Genomic DNA, 16,052 nt, shown 5'->3' on the forward strand with positions numbered 1-16,052 from the left:
TCCTACAGTGGATGTGCGACCTGTAGGAGCCGGCTTGCCGGCGATTGCTTTCAGCGCTTACCGCTGCGCACCATCTCCCTGAACGCCGGCATCGCCGCCTCCTTGTCCGCCACGATCCGCGCCATGTGCGGGTTCTCATTCATTTGACCCAGCAACGCCTTCGCCTGCGGGAAGTCCGCCAGGAAGTCGATGCCCAGCACCTTCTTGCCCACGGCACAAGCCAGGTCCACCGAGAAGCAGAACATCAGGTCGGCGATGGTCATCTGCTCGCCCGCGACATAGGGCGCGAAACGCCCGTTGCGCTTGAGTGTGGCGAACCCCGCCAGCAGATCGGCGCGCGCACGCTCCTTGATCAATGGCTCGACCGCCATACCGAAGAACGACTCGGCATAGCAGGTACGCGCGGGCAACTCTATATACAGCTCGATTTCCTTGAGCAGCTCACGCACCTTGGCCTGGGCAAACGCATCGGCAGGCAGCAATGGCTTACCGCCCTGCGTCTGCTCGATGTAGTCCAGGATGACGCTGGTTTCGCTCAGGAAACCGTGCTCAGTCTCCAGCACCGGCACCTTGCCACGCGGGCTGATGGCCAAGGCATTGGGCAGCTGGCCGCCAAAGAACGGCACCTCTTCGAAGGGGATTTCTTTCTCCAGCAGCGCCAGCTTGACCATGTTGTAGTAGTTGCTGACCGAGAATCCATGAAGCTTGAGCATTGGTTGACAGCCTCCAGGCCGTGTGGGGTTGGCCCGGCTTTTATAGACTGAACAGCCAGGCATGACCAGCCAAGGCGTGGCAAACTGTATGCCCCACTACAGGAGTACCGCCATGAGCGAGCCCACCGACATCGACAATGACGACGAAGAAGCGTTCGCCGAAGCGACGCTGACCCAGGCTATCGAGAACCAGATCGAAAGCGGCGAGCCGCCCGCTGCCAAGGCCACGTTCAACAAGCTGACCCTGGTGGGTTACGCGCGCGAAGACATCCTCAACCTCATGGCCCATGTGCTGGCCATTGAAATCGACAACATGCTCGATGAAGACCGTCCGTTCGACGGTGAGTGGTACGAAACAGCCTTGCGCGCGTTGCCGGAGCTTCCCCCTGAGGCGTATCAAGGCGACGACGAATAAGCCGACTACACTCCAGGATCAGGCACCGCTGCCGGTGCCGCCATCCTCGTCTGGAAGTCAGGAGTCGCCATGTCCTTCACCCCCGAACTGATCGCCGAATTGGAAGTCCTCGCCCTGTTCAACCTGGACAGCCATCAGGAAGGCATCAAGGTCCACAGCAACGCGTCGCCCGCCCTTGTCGCGGCAGCCAAGCGGCTGTTCGACAAACAACTGACCGACCAGCCTGACGGCGGCTACCTGACTAGCCTGGGGCTCGATGCCGCCCAGAGTGTCCAGCAGCTGCTGACCATCCTCAAGACTGCGCAACCGGCCTGATGGCATGGGCCCCATCAGCGGCGCGCCGCTGGTGGGGGCCCATGCGCTGGCAAAATGGCGTCAAATTTTGCGCTTTTCGACTTATCCGACTGCGATACTCAGGCTAAACTCGCCGCAGCTACCCTGGCCTGCTCTGAGCGCTGAATGAACCACCCCCACGAAATCCGCCCCGACCTGGACGAAGGCATCGACCGCAAGGTGCTGGCGAAATTGCGTGCGCGGTTCCTGCAGGTCAACGAAGGCAGGCTGCAGCGCGCCAAGGACGGGCTTTCGACGCGCCAGCAACAGGTGCTGACCCTTCTGCCGCTGTTGTTTCACGTCAACCATCCGTTGCTGCCCGGTTATGTCTCCGGCAGCACACCGGCCGGTGTCTCGGGCTTCGAGCCCGATGCAGAACTGGTCGCCGAGGGCCAACGACTGGCCCGCTCGTTCTCGTACAAGACGCGCCTGGGCAACCCGCATCGGCCGATTCATGGCCTGTTCCTGATGGGGAGCCTGGGTTCTCTGGCCCAGGCCGAACAGAGCGACATGGACCTCTGGGTGTGCCATGCACCAGGCCTGAACGACCATCAGCTCCAGGAGCTGCGGCGCAAATGCCAGTTGCTCGAAACCTGGGCCGACAGCCAGGGCGCCGAAGCGCACTTCTTCCTGATCGACCCGCAAGGTTTCGCCCAAGGCCAGCGAGACAGCCAGCTCAGCTCGGACGATTGCGGTACCACCCAGCATTTTTTGCTGCTCGATGAATTTTACCGCACCGCTATCTGGTTGGCCGGACGTACGCCGCTGTGGTGGCTCGTGCCCGTGTATGAGGAACACAACTATCGCGGCTACACCGAAACCTTGTTGTCCAAGCGATTCATTCGTAGCACCGATGCCCTGGACCTGGGCAACCTGGCGCACATTCCGCCCGGTGAGTTTGTCGGCGCCGGCCTGTGGCAGCTGTTCAAGGGGATCGACTCACCCTACAAATCCTTGCTCAAGTTACTGCTGACCGAGGTCTATGCCAGTGAACACCCGAGCGGGCGCTGCCTGAGCCTGGACTACAAGCAATCTGTCTTCGCCAATCAGCTCAACCTCGATGAACTGGACCCCTACGTGATGGTGTACCGGCGAATCGAGCGTTATCTGCTGCAACGGGGAGAAACCGCCCGCCTCGAACTGGTGCGGCGCAGCCTCTACCTGAAGGTAAACAAGAAAATCAGCACACTTGACCGCTCACGCAACAGTGGCTGGCAGCGTCGGCTATTGCAGCGCCTGACCGATGAGTGGGGTTGGGACGAACGACAACTGGCCATGCTCGACAGCCGTAGCCAGTGGAAAGTGCGCCAGGTCGCCCTCGAACGCCGCGAACTGGTTGCCGAACTCAACCACAGTTACCGCTTCCTCAGCCAGTTCGCACACAACCAGAATGCCAGCAGCCGCGCTGACCAGCGCGACCTCAACGTGCTCGGCCGACGCCTGTATGCCGCCTTCGAGCGCCGGGCGGGCAAGATCGAGGTAATCAACCCCGGCATTGCCCCGGACCTGGCCGAGGACACCCTGACGCTGGTCCAGTCGCCCAATCGCAAGGAGCCTGGCAGCCACCATTGGGGCCTGTACAACGGCAATCTCGGTGTGCACGAGTGGGAACACTTCAGCCCGATCAAGCGCTGCCGCGAATTGCTCGAACTGCTGACCTGGGCCCACCGCAACGGCGTCATCGACAGCAGCACGCGCCTGGCGCTGCACCCTGGGGTCAGCGACCTGACGGAATTCGAGCTGTTCAACCTGCTGGGCAGCCTGCAGCAGAGCCTCCCCCTGCCGTTGGGCAGTGTCAGCGAGGTGCGCCTGCTGCAACCCAGCGTTGCCGATGAAATTCTGCTGCTGGTCAACGTCGGGGTCGACCCGCTGCGCCATCACCGTGACCTGAACATCCTGATGACCACCGAGCGCACCGACTCGTTGAGCTACGCCGGGGTGCGCGAGAACCTGGTGCTGACCGTTGACCAAATCACCCTCAATAGCTGGAACGAAGTGCTGGTGCAGCGTTACGACGGCGAGCATGCGCTGCTGCGTTGCCTACGCGACTTCCTCAACACACTCGGCCAGCGCAGCCATCGACCACGGGTGCGGGTGCGCTGTTTCTGCCACAACCGCGCCCAGGCCATCAGCCAGCGGGTCGAAGAGATTTTCGACACGGTGCAACTGCTGCTCGATCAAGGCCAGAACCATCGCTACCTGCTGCAAGTAGCACAGCATACGCATGCCCTGGAGTTGCAACCCGGCCAAGTCGCCCTGGTCACGCTGGACAGCCAGGAGGCCGTGCTCGATTACCTGGGCGAGGAACGCAGCGCTTACAGCCCACTGTACCTGGACGCCAATGCCCTGCAGGATCACGATCTGCCACTGGTGCTCGAGCAAGGCCGCCCCGACTGCATCCAGGTGTTCTACCGATTGTTCGATGGCTGGGCTGACCTGTATGTGCTCGACGAGTACAACGCCCTGTGGCAGCAACGCCTGCCGCTGCAGGACGAGCGTCATCTATTGCTGCCCTTGCAGCGTTTTCTGCGTTCGGTGGTGATGCGCCGTGATGCCCGCTTACCCCTGGATTACTCAAGGCAAGTGCCGCTGCAAATCCACTATGCGCAGCTGTTGCCGTCCGGGCCTGGCAAGGCACGCGGCATCGAGCCACGACCCGCACCGAACGAAGGCCTCGATCAGCCTTGCTACGAAGTCCAGGCCATTCTTCAGGCAGGCACTGACAACGACGTGCATGTCACGCTCTATTGCGACCAGTTGGAATTTTCCGAGTTGGACCACGGCGATGAGCTGTATGCCGTGGTCGCCCGACAGATTCTCGGCCAGCGTCGTAGCGCCGGGCAGTACCGGTGCTACATCACCGACCTGGACCTCTCGGAGCTGCTCGGCGACGAACTAGGGTCGACCATTCTCTACTTGCGCTACAAGCGCCAACTGGAACAGTCGCTTAACGAGGGCCTGGCACAGTTACAGGCGGCCCTGGAGCCCTGAACGGCCGCGATGACCGTCAGAGGTCGAAGTCGCCCGCAGCTTCCGGCTGGTACTCGACTGCCAGCAGCTTCAGTTTGAGGGTCTTGCCACCCGGCGCCGGCCAGTCGATCTGCTCACCCACCGACAGGCCCAACAGCGCACAGCCAATGGGCGCCAGGATCGAGACCTTGCCGTCAGCACCGGCATCCTTCGGGTACACCAGGGTCAGGTGGTAGTCCTTGCCGCTGGCCTCCTCGCGGCAATGCACGCGGGAGTTCATGGTCACCACGCCGGCTGGCACTTCCTCATGACCGACCACCTGCTCGGCGCGGTCCAGCTCGCCCTGGAGGGCGAGCACACCCGGGGTACTTTCGTCGAGGCTGTCGATCAGGCGCTCGAGACGCTGTACGTCCAATCGGGTGAGGATGAGGGAAGGCTTGGTGCTCATGATCCAGTCAGGCTCCTTGTGAACAGGCTGTTTTCATCGGACAGATAAAGCAAAACCCCGCCCAAGGGCGGGGTTTGTGGATGCTTTGGCGTCACCGACGCAGACCCCGACACTACCACAGACGGGCAAATACTCAACCCCGTGGGGTCAATGTGCCTGTGCCTGCTCGCGCAGCGCCTGGGCCTCGCGGCAGATCTGCCGGCGCCGTTCGTCGTCCGCCGAGCGCCATTCACGGATGTGCTCGACATGGCGGTGGCAGCCGGTACAAACCTTGTGCTCATCCAGTCGGCAAACGCTGATGCATGGCGACGGCACTGCGGGACTGACATTGCTGTACAGCGGCTTGGGCGGCCGCACCTGGGCGCTCATGTCAGATCTCGTCGAAGTCCAGCTTCTCGCCGGCCCGTTCCCAGACAATGCGCTCGAGCATCTCGCCGAGCAGCTCTTCGCTTTTCTCGCAGACCCACTTGCCGCTCTCTTCGTCATAATCGAAGTGGAACCCACCGGAACGGTCGGCCAGCCACAATTGGCGCAGCGGCTCCTGGCGGCTGAAGATCAGCTGGCTGCCGTTGTCGAACTTGATGGTCAGCACCCCTGCGGAATTCTCCATGTCCAAGTCCAGGTCGCTCTCGTCGAACAGGTCTTCCAGGGCCTGTTGGGTCGCGTCGACCAGATCATGGAAACGCGCTTCGCTCAAACTCATTGCAGGAACCTCGAAATTGGCTGCTTACAGGCAAGGCGGGCAAGATACGGGCGCTTGCCGTTGAATGCAAAGGTTTGCCGTGGCCTTCATTGGCCTCATCGCCGGCAAGCCGGCTCCTACAGTGCCTGCGCAAGGCGATTTCCGGCACCGGCAGCACACAAGGATAGCCCGCCCGACGGACCGGCTCTTGCATAGGCAATCCGCTGGTCGCTCGGTATACTCGGTCGCAATACTGCTTATTTCAAAGGATTTCACCCATGAAGCGCCTGATTTCCTCACTTGCGGCGCTGGTCGCTGTTGCCTGCCTCGTTTCGGCCTGCGGTCAGAAAGGCCCTCTGTACCTGCCTGAAGAAGGCAAGGACGGCAAAGGCAGCCACAAATCGCATCAGCACCAGCACGCTCAACCTGCGCCAATGCAAGAGCAGCAGCCAGAGCAGCCAATCGAGCCCGAGCAGACGCCAGAGCAGTAAGGAAATCAGATGAACGCTTTCAACTACCGCGACGGTGAACTGTTCGCGGAGGGCGTGGCCCTGTCGGCCATTGCCGAACGTTTCGGCACCCCTACCTACGTGTACTCGCGCGCCCATATCGAGGCTCAGTACCGCAGCTACACCGATGCCCTGCAAGGCGTCGAGCACCTGGTGTGCTTCGCGGTCAAGGCCAACTCCAACCTGGGCGTACTGAACGTCCTGGCGCGCCTGGGCGCGGGCTTCGACATCGTTTCCGGCGGTGAGCTGGAGCGTGTGCTGGCCGCGGGCGGCCGCGCCGATCGCGTGGTGTTCTCTGGCGTCGGCAAGACCCGCGAAGACATGCGCCGGGCACTGGAAGTCGGCGTGCACTGCTTCAACGTCGAATCCACCGACGAACTCGAACGCCTGCAAGTGGTGGCCGCCGAGATGGGCAAGGTCGCCCCGGTCTCGCTGCGGGTCAACCCGGACGTCGATGCCGGTACCCACCCGTACATCTCCACCGGCCTCAAAGAGAACAAGTTCGGCATCGCCATTGCCGATGCCGAAGCCATCTATGTGCGCGCCGCGCAGTTACCGAACCTGGAAGTGGTCGGCGTCGACTGCCATATCGGTTCGCAGCTGACCACCGTCGACCCGTTCCTCGATGCCCTCGACCGCCTGCTGGTGCTGGTCGACCGCCTTGCCGAGTGTGGTATCCACCTGCGCCATCTGGACCTGGGCGGCGGTGTTGGCGTGCGTTACCGTGACGAAGAGCCACCGCAGGTGGCCGACTACATCAAAGCCATCCGTGAGCGCGTGGGCGACCGCGACCTGGCATTGGTGTTCGAGCCGGGCCGCTACATCGTGGCCAACGCAGGTGTCCTGCTGACCCGCGTGGAATATCTCAAGCACACCGAACACAAGGACTTCGCCATCATCGATGCGGCGATGAACGACCTGATCCGCCCTGCCCTGTACCAGGCCTGGATGGGTGTCAGCGCGGTCAAGCCACGCGAGGGCAAAGGCCGGGCCTATGACCTGGTCGGGCCGATCTGCGAAACCGGCGACTTCCTGGCCAAGGACCGTGAGCTGAACCTGGCCGAGGGCGACCTGCTGGCCGTTCAGTCCGCGGGCGCCTATGGTTTCGTCATGAGCTCGAACTACAACACCCGTGGCCGTTGCGCGGAAATCCTGGTCGACGGCGATCAGGCTTTCGAAGTCCGCCGCCGCGAGACCATCGCCGAACTGTACGCTGGCGAAAGCCTGCTGCCGGAGTGAGCCCATGCTGCTGCGTTTTACCAAGATGCATGGGCTGGGCAACGACTTCATGGTCCTGGACCTGGTCAGCCAGCACGCCCACATCCAGCCTAAGCACGCCAAGCAATGGGGTGACCGCCATACCGGCATCGGTTTCGACCAGTTGCTGATCGTCGAGGCGCCGAACAATCCGGAAGTGGATTTCCGTTACCGCATCTTCAACGCTGACGGGTCCGAGGTCGAACAGTGTGGCAACGGCGCGCGCTGCTTCGCCCGCTTCGTGCTGGACAAGCGCCTGACTGCAAAGAAGCGCATCCGCGTCGAAACCAAAGGCGGGATCATCGAGCTGGACGTGCAGAACGATGGCCAGGTATGCGTCGACATGGGCCCGCCACGGTTCATCCCGGCCGAGATTCCCTTCATCGCCGAGCAACAGGCGCTGAGCTACTCGCTGGAGGTCGACGGCCGCGATTATTCGATTGCCGCCCTCTCCATGGGTAACCCCCATGCGGTGCTGCGTGTCGATGACGTACAAACGGCACCGGTGCATGAGCTGGGGCCGAAGATCGAAAATCATCCTCGCTTCCCACAACGGGTCAATGCCGGGTTCCTCCAGGTCATCGACCGTCATCGTGCCAACCTGCGAGTGTGGGAGCGCGGCGCGGGGGAAACCCAGGCCTGCGGCACCGGTGCTTGCGCTGCGGCGGTCGCTGCAATCAGTCAGGGGTGGATGGATTCTCCGGTCACCCTCGACCTGCCTGGTGGACGCCTGAACATCGAATGGGCCGGCCCCGGCAAGCCTGTGTTGATGACCGGCCCCGCCGTGCGTGTCTACGAAGGACAGGTTCGTCTCTAAACGAGTAACCGCCATGACCGAACAGCCTAACGTTGTACCCCAGCAACCCAGCGAGCTCGATGCCGAAGCGGTGGTCACGTATTTGCGCGCCCACCCGACCTTCTTCGCCGAGCACGATGAGTTGCTGATGGAGCAGCGCATTCCGCATCAGCGTGGCGACAGCGTGTCGCTGGTAGAGCGTCAGCTCAAGCTGCTGCGCGACCGCAACATCGAGATGCGCCATCGCCTGTCGCAACTGATGGACGTGGCACGGGACAACGACCGACTGTTCGACAAGACCCGTCGGCTGATCCTCGACTTGCTGGATGCCGCCAGCCTCGAAGAAGTGGTGATGGCCGTCGAAGACAGCCTGCGCCAGGAGTTCCAGGTGCCCTTCGTGAGCCTGATCCTGTTCGGGGAAAACGTCGCCCCAGTCGGACGCTGGGTCAGCAATGCCGAGGCCCAGCAGGCCATTGGCGGGCTGCTGGGCGGTGGCAAGACCGTCAGCGGCAACCTGCGCGAACACGAACTGGCCTTTCTGTTCGGTGAGGAGCAGCGTCACGAAGTCGGCTCCAGCGCCGTGGCCGCCCTTGAATACCAGGGGCTGCATGGGGTCCTGGCAATCGGCAGCCGTGACCCGCAACACTACAAGAGCAGTGTCGGTACGCTGTTCCTCGGCTACATCGCTGAGGTGCTTGGCCGCGTGGTTCCCCGTGTCACCCAGACCCTGCGCCCGGTGCGCTGATGGAGCGCCAGCTGGAGGCTTATTGCGCGTACCTGCGCAACGAGCGCCAAGTGTCCGACCACACCCTGCTGGGCTATCGCCGCGACCTCGCCAAGGTCATCCAATACTGCAAGAACCAAGGCATCGCCAGCTGGAATGAACTGCAGATTCAGCAGCTTCGACAGCTGATCGCACGCCTGCATCACGATGGCCAATCCTCACGCAGCCTGGCGCGCTTGCTTTCAGCGGTGCGCGGACTGTATCGCTATCTGGTCCGTGAAGGCCTGTGCCAGCACGATCCCGCCAACGGCCTGGCACCGCCCAAGACCGAGCGACGCCTGCCCAAGGTACTGGACACCGACCGCGCCCTGCAGTTGCTGGAAGGAGGCGTGGACAATGACTTCATCGCCCGCCGCGACCAGGCCATTCTCGAGCTGTTCTATTCCTCTGGCCTGCGCCTGTCCGAGCTGACCAACCTCGACCTCGGACACCTCGACCTGGCCGCCGGCCTAGTGCAAGTGCTAGGCAAGGGCGGCAAGGCACGCGTACTGCCGGTAGGCCGCAAGGCCCGTGAGGCCTTGCAGGAATGGTATCGACTGCGCGGCATCGGCAACCCTCGCGACGGCGCGGTGTTCATCACGCGTCAAGGTAACCGCCTGAGCCCACGAGCCATCCAGATGCGGGTAAAAGCCGCTGGCGAGCGCGAGCTTGGCCAACACCTGCATCCGCACATGCTTCGCCATTCTTTCGCAAGCCATGTGCTGGAGTCGTCCCAGGACCTGCGCGCGGTGCAGGAGATGCTCGGCCATGCCGACATCAGCACCACGCAGATCTACACCCACCTGGACTTCCAGCACCTGGCCGCGGTCTACGACAGCGCCCACCCTCGGGCCAAACGCAGCACAGGCACAGACTCATGAGCATCAAGCTGATCACCTTCGACCTCGACGATACTCTGTGGGACACCGCGCCGGTGATCGCCAGCGCGGAGGTGGTCCTGCGCGATTGGCTCGAAGCCAATGCCCCAATCCTCGGCGGTGTGCCTGTAGAACACCTGTTCGCCATCCGTGAGCGGCTGGTGGCGGCCGAACCAGGCCTCAAGCACCGCATCAGCGCGTTGCGTCGGCGCGTACTGTTCCATGCCCTTGAAGAAGTCGGCTACAGTGAAAAGCACGCCCAGGAGCTGGCAAACGAAGGGTTCGAAGTGTTCCTGCACGCGCGGCACCAGGTCGAGGTTTTCCCCGAGGTGCAGCCCGTGCTGGAAATCCTGCGTCACCACTACACCCTGGGAGTGGTGACCAACGGCAATGCCGACGTGAGCCGCCTGGGGCTGGCGGACTACTTCAAGTTTGCCCTGTGCGCCGAAGACCTTGGCATCGGCAAGCCGGACCCCGCACCGTTCGTGGAAGCGCTGCGCCGTGGCGAGGTTGACGCGAGCGCGGCGGTGCATATCGGTGACCACCCAGGCGATGACATTGCCGGGGCTCAGCGTGCTGGATTGCGCGCTGTGTGGTTCAACCCGCAGGGCAAGACCTGGGCCGGAGAAAACGCACCGGATGCCGAAATTCAACGACTGTCGCAGTTGCCCGACGTGATCGCGCGCTGGCGCTGACGCTCGCCCGCGCCTTCAGGCCTGACCACGGCCCACAAAAAAGCCCGCAGCGACGGCGGGCTTTTTTGCGTCAGCCACTCAGATAGGGCGGCTGCCGTACTTGTTGTCCGGCTTCTTGGGTGGATCGGCGACCACGTTGGCCTCGACCTCTTGAACCTTGCCACCACGGGCCAGGAACTCTTCCATGGCCTTGGCCAGGGCGTCACGTTCCTTCTGCTTGGCTTCCATGCTCGGCATCTCGTCTACCGAGACAGCCGACTTGGAGGATTTGCCCTTGGCAGTGGGTGCCGGGCTGCTGTCGTCATCGCCAGCATCTTCGGCGCCATCGTCAGCCGCAGCTTCGAGGCCCTCATCACCCTCGTCTTCGTCGCCTACTTCGAGGTCATCGTTTTCCAGATCGTCGTCGCTCATGTTCTACCTCATGACTTGCGAAAAGCAGGTTAGTTATAGACCAGTGCGCAGCCGTAGACCGGCTGTCACCAGTGAAAATTCAACTGGCCGTGGGTTGGCCACTGCCCTTGTGGCACCCGCTCCTGATGGGAGGCGGTACCAAACAGACCCTACTCCTGGCAGGGACTGACAAATTCTTCCGGACCCTGCTGGCCACACGCTATTGGCAAGCCTAGCAAAGGCTGGCGAAGCGTGTGGACTGCTCGTCAAACACCCTTCGGCGCGCATTCTAGCGCGCTCGCAGAAAAAGCAAAGCACCATGAATGCCCTGCATCTTGTAAGTATTCGCCCTACGTCGCGAACGTGAACGATAAACCGTTTGCACTGCTGGAAATGACGAATTTCAGGCAAAAAAATGCCCGGCGAACCGGGCAAGTTTTTCCAGCGTCGCGGTTACAGGTTGTAGCCGCGCTCGTTGTGTTGAGCCAGGTCGAGGCCGACCGACTCTTCTTCTTCGTTGACCCGCAGGCCCATCACCACGTCCAGCACCTTGAGGATGATGTAGGTGACGATAGCGGTGTAGACCACGGTGAAGATCACGCCCTTGGCCTGAATCCAGAGCTGTGCGCCGATATCGGTGACCGCGCCGAAGCCCCCCAGGGCCGGGGCTGCGAACACACCGGTCAGCAGTGCACCGATGATGCCGCCGATACCGTGCACACCGAAAGCATCCAGCGAGTCGTCGTAGCCCAGCTTGCGCTTGAGGGTGGTGGCGCAGAAGTAGCAGACCACGCCAGCGACCAGGCCGATCACCAGTGCGCCCATCGGACCAACGGTGCCGGCGGCAGGGGTGATGGCCACCAGGCCAGCCACCACACCCGAGGCGATGCCCAGGGCGCTCGGCTTACCGTGACCAATCCATTCGGCAAACATCCAGCCCAGCGCGGCAGCGGCGGTAGCGATCTGGGTAACCAGCATGGCCATGCCGGCAGTGCCGTTGGCAGCGGCGGCGGAGCCTGCGTTGAAGCCGAACCAACCGACCCACAGCATGGCAGCACCCATCAGGGTGTAGCCCAGGTTATGCGGTGCCATTGGAGTGGTTGGGTAGCCTTTGCGCTTGCCCAACACCAGGCAGGCCACCAGACCGGCGATACCGGCGTTGATGTGCACCACGGTGCCGCCCGCGAAGTCCAGCACGCCCCAGTCCCACATCAGCGCGCCGTCACCGCTCCAGACCATGTGCGCAATCGGCGCATAGACCAGGGTGAACCAGACGCCCATAAAGATCAGCATGGCGGAGAACTTCATGCGCTCGGCGAACGCACCGACGATCAGCGCCGGGGTGATGATGGCGAAGGTCATCTGGAAGGTGATGAACACTGCCTCAGGGAACAGCGCAGCGGCCGAGGTCAGGTTGCTGGGCGTGACACCGCTCAGAAACGCCTTGGAGAAGCCGCCGACGAAGGAATTGAAGTTGAGCACGCCCTTTTCCATACCTGTGGTATCGAAGGCCATGCTGTAGCCGTAGACGACCCAGAGAATGCTCATCAGGCCGGTGATGGCGAAGCACTGCATCATCACCGAGAGCACGTTCTTGGAACGCACCATGCCACCGTAGAACAGGGCCAGGCCTGGGATGGTCATGAACAGCACCAGCGCCGTCGCGGTCAGCATCCACGCGGTGTCGCCGGAGTTCAGCACTGGGGCAGCCTCCTCTGCCAGGGCGAGACCGGGCATTACGAGGGACAATAGGGCTCCTAGCCCTGCGATCTTACGCAGAGTCATTTGTTTTCTCCTGGGGCGTTGGGTTTGGTGAGGCTTTTTTTGTCGCTTTAGATCGCGTCGGTATCGGTTTCGCCGGTACGGATACGGATCGCCTGCTCCAGATTCACAACGAAGATCTTGCCGTCGCCGATCTTGCCGGTGTTGGCGGCCTTGGTGATGGCCTCGATCACTCGATCAAGGTCCTTGTCGTCGATGGCGACATCGATCTTCACCTTGGGCAGGAAGTCGACGACATACTCGGCGCCGCGATACAGCTCGGTGTGGCCTTTCTGCCGGCCGAAGCCCTTGACCTCGGTGACGGTGATGCCCTGCACGCCGATTTCCGACAGCGACTCGCGCACGTCGTCCAGCTTGAACGGCTTGATGATGGCTGTGACTAGCTTCATGAAACTCTCTCCCGATTTGGTGGACTTGCCCCAGGAAAACAAACCCGTCTCAAGTCTAAGCGCAGCGGTTGGCTTTGTAACGCGTCGTCGGCTCGTTCTTGCAACCGACTGACGTTTCGGTTGTGACGCAAGACCTTCCGGCTCCGCGTGCGCACTGCCTGGTCACAAGGAACTGCATCAGTGCATGGCTCGCAGTGGTCTTTGCAGAAACCTTGCCAGTTCCGATAAACCGCCAAAAAACAGCGTGTTGCGTAAAACAGTCGGAATTGGCCAGTCGCCAGCACTAAAAAGATGCACAATTTCAGTGCGCGCAGCCCTCGCACACTGCGCAAAAAGCGTGCAACCCAAGCAGTTCATCCCCGCCCTCTGTTGGGTCATGCTCGGCAGCGATCGACGGCGCCCTGAAGCAGCCAAACGCCCGCGTGCTACACTCCCGCTCTTTCTCGACGATTATCGGACAAGCCGAACATGCTCGCGCCAAAAGCTTTTCTCGACGCCCTGAGCGACCAGGCCTCGCGCCTGTTCAACAGCGACACTGCCCAACCCCGCGCCGAACTGGAAAGCCAGTTCAAGGTGCTGATGCAAGGCGCTTTCAGCAAGCTGGACCTGGTCAGCCGCGACGAATTCGACAGCCAGATGGTCGTTCTGGCACGCACCCGTGCTCGCCTGGAGGCCCTGGAAAAGCAGGTCGCCGAGCTGGAAGCCCGCATGGCGCCTAACGCCCAGGAATAACCCCCGGCCAGCCCTGCTGGCCTTGCTCTACACTAAGGCGCGCGTGCGCTCGCGCCTGGCGGTCGATGCCGGAGGCGGTAACTCGTTGGGGTAAAGCGTTCCGCGAAACAGCGTTGCGCCGCAGAACGTGAGCAGTGTCCTGAACACGTTGTGCGAGTTGAGTATCGCGCTGCGGATACCTTCGACTTCCGGGTCGTCCGGCTGCAGCACGGCAGCCCTGCTTACCCACTCAATGGCGGCGAAGCGGCTTTGCTTGCGTGTGCCGTGTCCCTGCATCCAGGCCAGCCCCATGTGCGCGCAGGCACGCCCGGCGATGCAGGGATCCTCGTGCTGTACCAGTTCAAGCAAGTATCCGACGGCCTCTTCGCGCTCGACAGGTTCACCGAACTGGCGCAACAAGCTTCCCAGTTGCAGCCGCGCATGGGCATCTGTCTGCGCGTGGCCCATGGCATCGAGCAACAATCGCTTGACCGACAGCATCGCACCGCGCTCACTCAGGTCCTCATCAGCCATGCGCCGACAAGCCACCTCGTAGCTAGCCCGCGGGCTGCCCAAGGCCAGCGCACGCATCAACCAGCGCTGCGCGGCCCCGGCGTCCAGATAGCATTCCGGCGTGCCCTCCAGCCCTCCCCGATGCAGATCGTGAAGGCGCATGGCAGCGTCCGACAGCCCGCATTCGGCACATTGCTCGTCGAAGAAACGCGCGGGCTCGTACAACCGGGCTGCCCATAACAGACGCGGTACTTCCTGCATGTCGAAGCCCTGCCCTTGGCATTCCGATTGCCGGTTTACAGCGGCCTCCAACCATTCGCGGGCCTGCTCAAGGGACCGGACAAAGCCCCACAGCCCGAACTGACACCCTACAGCCCGCAGCGCACAGGCTGCCGCAAACATGCGGCTCTCGCACAGATGCTCGATGGCGATGCGCAGCGACTGCCTGTCGTCCTGCATGCCGTGCTGCACGACCAGGCAGGCGAAGGTGTAGAACGACTGCGCCCCGCCGCGCTCGAAGCAGTGGTCAGGGCTCAGGTCGACACAGGCTACGAAGTCGTCCATGGCACCGGCATGGTCACGCGACGTGTGCCAGCGCCATGTACCCCGTCGTGCCAGAAGCATGGCACGCTCCCTCGGCCTGAGTTCACGCGGCCACCAGTGGTCGAAGATACATTGCCATTGGCCGGTCTCCTGAGACTGCAGGGGGCCCGATAGCCGGAAGTCGCCTTCGAACTGCAGCGCGCGGATGGCGTTACGTTGGGCGTCCCCCCAACCTTGGCAAAACGGGCCGCTGACCAAATCTTCGAGCGCCTGCAGGCTCCCACCCCAACGGGGTAGCAGGTAGGTTGCATATGCCTCGACCGCCTCGAAGCAGCCGGCAAACCAGCGCAGAGCATGGCCCAGCCAATACTGCTGCGCACTTTCGTCCCAGCGCGCAGACCGCATGGCCAGGCAGGGTGGCAGGTACTGTGGCAGGTCGACTAAAGGTGCGAAGCCAAATCGGACCAGAAACGGTGCCGCTGCCTCCTGGATCTCCACGTCAGGGTGGGCACTGGGCCTGTAGCGTGCGGGCTTGCCATGTAGAAGCTCGTTCAGCCACCCCGGTTCACGGAAATGCGCGCTCATGTGCAGCATGCAGATGGCCGCTGCCACCGGCACGTTGGACAGCGCCATGGCCCGCAGCAGGTGCACCGCGCCGATTTCGCAGACCTGCTCGGCCGCCAGCCAACGCGCTTCGCTCACTTCGTCGGTGCCATCGCCCCCCTGTACATGGCGGGCACGATCAAGGCAGTGAAAACCCATGGCCACCCGCGGGTGATAGGCATTGGGGCAGGCCTGGATCCAGGCCTTGAGGAACTGGGTGAGAGCCTTGCCACCCTGGATGCCCGAACGGGCCTGCAGGTGCCATTCGAATGCCTCCAGATAAGCAGGACACTCACCAGGGGACGCCTGCAACCAGCGCGCTTCGAGAGCGTTGAAGTAATCGTTGAGTTCAGGAAATGCATTGGCCTGCACCAGTTCGTGGATGTCCTGACGGGTGCGAGTGAGCGTTTGCACAGGGCTTTACCTTGTAAGTCCATTTAGACGAAGCTGCGTTGTCGTCCGATGACAACGTCAGTGATCGTTGAACACTAAGCCATTGGCAAGCCCTGCGCAAAATTATTGGATCCAAAAGTTGCGGATTAAAACCCCCTGACTTTCGGAGGCTCCAGGCCCACATGATGAGGCCCAGGAGGTGTCATGACGGGTCAACGCAACCCCAAAGCATTCAAGATCGAAGCGGTCAAGCAAGTAACTGAGCATAG

Annotated in this window: 18 protein-coding genes; 10 read left to right on the forward strand and 8 right to left on the reverse strand. The window is 62.2% G+C overall.

Annotation, left to right across the window (positions count from 1 at the left end; genetic code table 11):
• Positions 1-50 precede the first annotated feature (50 nt).
• Entirely contained in the window at positions 51-713 is a 663-nt protein-coding gene (locus tag C4Q26_RS10680) for a glutathione S-transferase (protein WP_023378120.1), read from the reverse strand.
• Positions 714-825: 112 nt separating this feature from the next.
• Between C4Q26_RS10680 and C4Q26_RS10685 the strand changes: the two genes are divergently transcribed.
• The 3 genes from C4Q26_RS10685 (at position 826) to C4Q26_RS10695 (ending at position 4,452) form a co-directional block, all read left to right on the forward strand.
• The gene (locus C4Q26_RS10685; protein WP_023378119.1) at positions 826-1,128 is read left to right on the forward strand and encodes a hypothetical protein; all 303 of its coding nucleotides are present in this window, start codon (positions 826-828) and stop codon (positions 1,126-1,128) included.
• 69 nt (positions 1,129-1,197) lie between these two features.
• A complete protein-coding gene (locus C4Q26_RS10690; RefSeq protein WP_023378117.1) occupies positions 1,198-1,443 on the forward strand; it encodes a TIGR02647 family protein in 246 nt (81 codons plus the stop codon).
• Positions 1,444-1,587: 144 nt separating this feature from the next.
• The gene (locus C4Q26_RS10695; protein ID WP_027907883.1) at positions 1,588-4,452 is read left to right on the forward strand and encodes a class I adenylate cyclase; all 2,865 of its coding nucleotides are present in this window, start codon (positions 1,588-1,590) and stop codon (positions 4,450-4,452) included.
• A gap of 16 nt (positions 4,453-4,468) precedes the next feature.
• Here the strand turns inward: C4Q26_RS10695 and rnk are convergent, their stop codons facing one another.
• The 3 genes from rnk to cyaY all read right to left on the reverse strand — a co-directional run bounded on the left by rnk (position 4,469) and on the right by cyaY (position 5,582).
• Positions 4,469-4,879: a nucleoside diphosphate kinase regulator gene (gene rnk / locus C4Q26_RS10700; RefSeq protein WP_023378114.1), complete on the reverse strand. Its 411-nt coding sequence runs from the start codon at positions 4,877-4,879 to the stop codon at positions 4,469-4,471.
• Between the two features lie 147 nt (positions 4,880-5,026).
• Positions 5,027-5,248: a DUF1289 domain-containing protein gene (locus C4Q26_RS10705; RefSeq protein WP_023378112.1), complete on the reverse strand. Its 222-nt coding sequence runs from the start codon at positions 5,246-5,248 to the stop codon at positions 5,027-5,029.
• 1 nt (position 5,249) lies between these two features.
• Positions 5,250-5,582: an iron donor protein CyaY gene (gene cyaY / locus C4Q26_RS10710; RefSeq protein WP_023378111.1), complete on the reverse strand. Its 333-nt coding sequence runs from the start codon at positions 5,580-5,582 to the stop codon at positions 5,250-5,252.
• Positions 5,583-5,839: 257 nt separating this feature from the next.
• Between cyaY and C4Q26_RS10715 the strand changes: the two genes are divergently transcribed.
• The 6 genes from C4Q26_RS10715 to C4Q26_RS10740 are packed head-to-tail and all read left to right on the forward strand — an operon-like array spanning position 5,840 to position 10,459.
• Positions 5,840-6,052: a lipoprotein gene (locus C4Q26_RS10715; RefSeq protein WP_023378110.1), complete on the forward strand. Its 213-nt coding sequence runs from the start codon at positions 5,840-5,842 to the stop codon at positions 6,050-6,052.
• Positions 6,053-6,061: 9 nt separating this feature from the next.
• Positions 6,062-7,309: a diaminopimelate decarboxylase gene (gene lysA, locus C4Q26_RS10720; RefSeq protein ID WP_104883071.1), complete on the forward strand. Its 1,248-nt coding sequence runs from the start codon at positions 6,062-6,064 to the stop codon at positions 7,307-7,309.
• Between the two features lie 4 nt (positions 7,310-7,313).
• Positions 7,314-8,144 carry a diaminopimelate epimerase gene (dapF, locus tag C4Q26_RS10725; protein ID WP_023378108.1) on the forward strand — a complete coding sequence of 277 codons (831 nt, stop codon included), beginning with the start codon at positions 7,314-7,316 and terminating at the stop codon, positions 8,142-8,144.
• 13 nt (positions 8,145-8,157) lie between these two features.
• Positions 8,158-8,868 (forward strand): DUF484 family protein, encoded by a 711-nt coding sequence (locus C4Q26_RS10730; RefSeq protein ID WP_027907881.1) that lies wholly within the window; start codon positions 8,158-8,160, stop codon positions 8,866-8,868.
• The gene (xerC, locus tag C4Q26_RS10735; RefSeq protein ID WP_023378106.1) at positions 8,868-9,767 is read left to right on the forward strand and encodes a tyrosine recombinase XerC; all 900 of its coding nucleotides are present in this window, start codon (positions 8,868-8,870) and stop codon (positions 9,765-9,767) included. Before C4Q26_RS10730 ends, xerC begins: the two co-directional genes overlap by 1 nt.
• Positions 9,764-10,459 (forward strand): HAD family hydrolase, encoded by a 696-nt coding sequence (locus C4Q26_RS10740; RefSeq protein ID WP_023378105.1) that lies wholly within the window; start codon positions 9,764-9,766, stop codon positions 10,457-10,459. Before xerC ends, C4Q26_RS10740 begins: the two co-directional genes overlap by 4 nt.
• Positions 10,460-10,537: 78 nt before the next feature.
• Here the strand turns inward: C4Q26_RS10740 and sutA are convergent, their stop codons facing one another.
• The 3 genes from sutA to glnK all read right to left on the reverse strand — a co-directional run bounded on the left by sutA (position 10,538) and on the right by glnK (position 13,020).
• Entirely contained in the window at positions 10,538-10,870 is a 333-nt protein-coding gene (gene sutA / locus C4Q26_RS10745) for a transcriptional regulator SutA (RefSeq protein ID WP_023378104.1), read from the reverse strand.
• 432 nt (positions 10,871-11,302) lie between these two features.
• Complete coding sequence (locus tag C4Q26_RS10750; RefSeq protein ID WP_023378103.1) at positions 11,303-12,634, reverse strand: ammonium transporter; 1,332 nt, start codon at positions 12,632-12,634, stop codon at positions 11,303-11,305.
• A gap of 47 nt (positions 12,635-12,681) precedes the next feature.
• Complete coding sequence (glnK, locus tag C4Q26_RS10755; RefSeq protein ID WP_002555808.1) at positions 12,682-13,020, reverse strand: P-II family nitrogen regulator; 339 nt, start codon at positions 13,018-13,020, stop codon at positions 12,682-12,684.
• 468 nt (positions 13,021-13,488) lie between these two features.
• Between glnK and C4Q26_RS10760 the strand changes: the two genes are divergently transcribed.
• Complete coding sequence (locus C4Q26_RS10760; protein WP_023378102.1) at positions 13,489-13,752, forward strand: accessory factor UbiK family protein; 264 nt, start codon at positions 13,489-13,491, stop codon at positions 13,750-13,752.
• Positions 13,753-13,779: 27 nt separating this feature from the next.
• On the opposite strand, the gene C4Q26_RS10765 is transcribed toward C4Q26_RS10760, so the two are convergent.
• Entirely contained in the window at positions 13,780-15,804 is a 2,025-nt protein-coding gene (locus tag C4Q26_RS10765; protein WP_104883072.1) for a DUF4034 domain-containing protein, read from the reverse strand.
• Between the last annotated feature and the right edge of the window lie 248 nt (positions 15,805-16,052).

Source organism: Pseudomonas sp. SWI44 (assembly GCF_002947915.1).
Lineage (GTDB): Bacteria > Pseudomonadota > Gammaproteobacteria > Pseudomonadales > Pseudomonadaceae > Aquipseudomonas > Aquipseudomonas taiwanensis.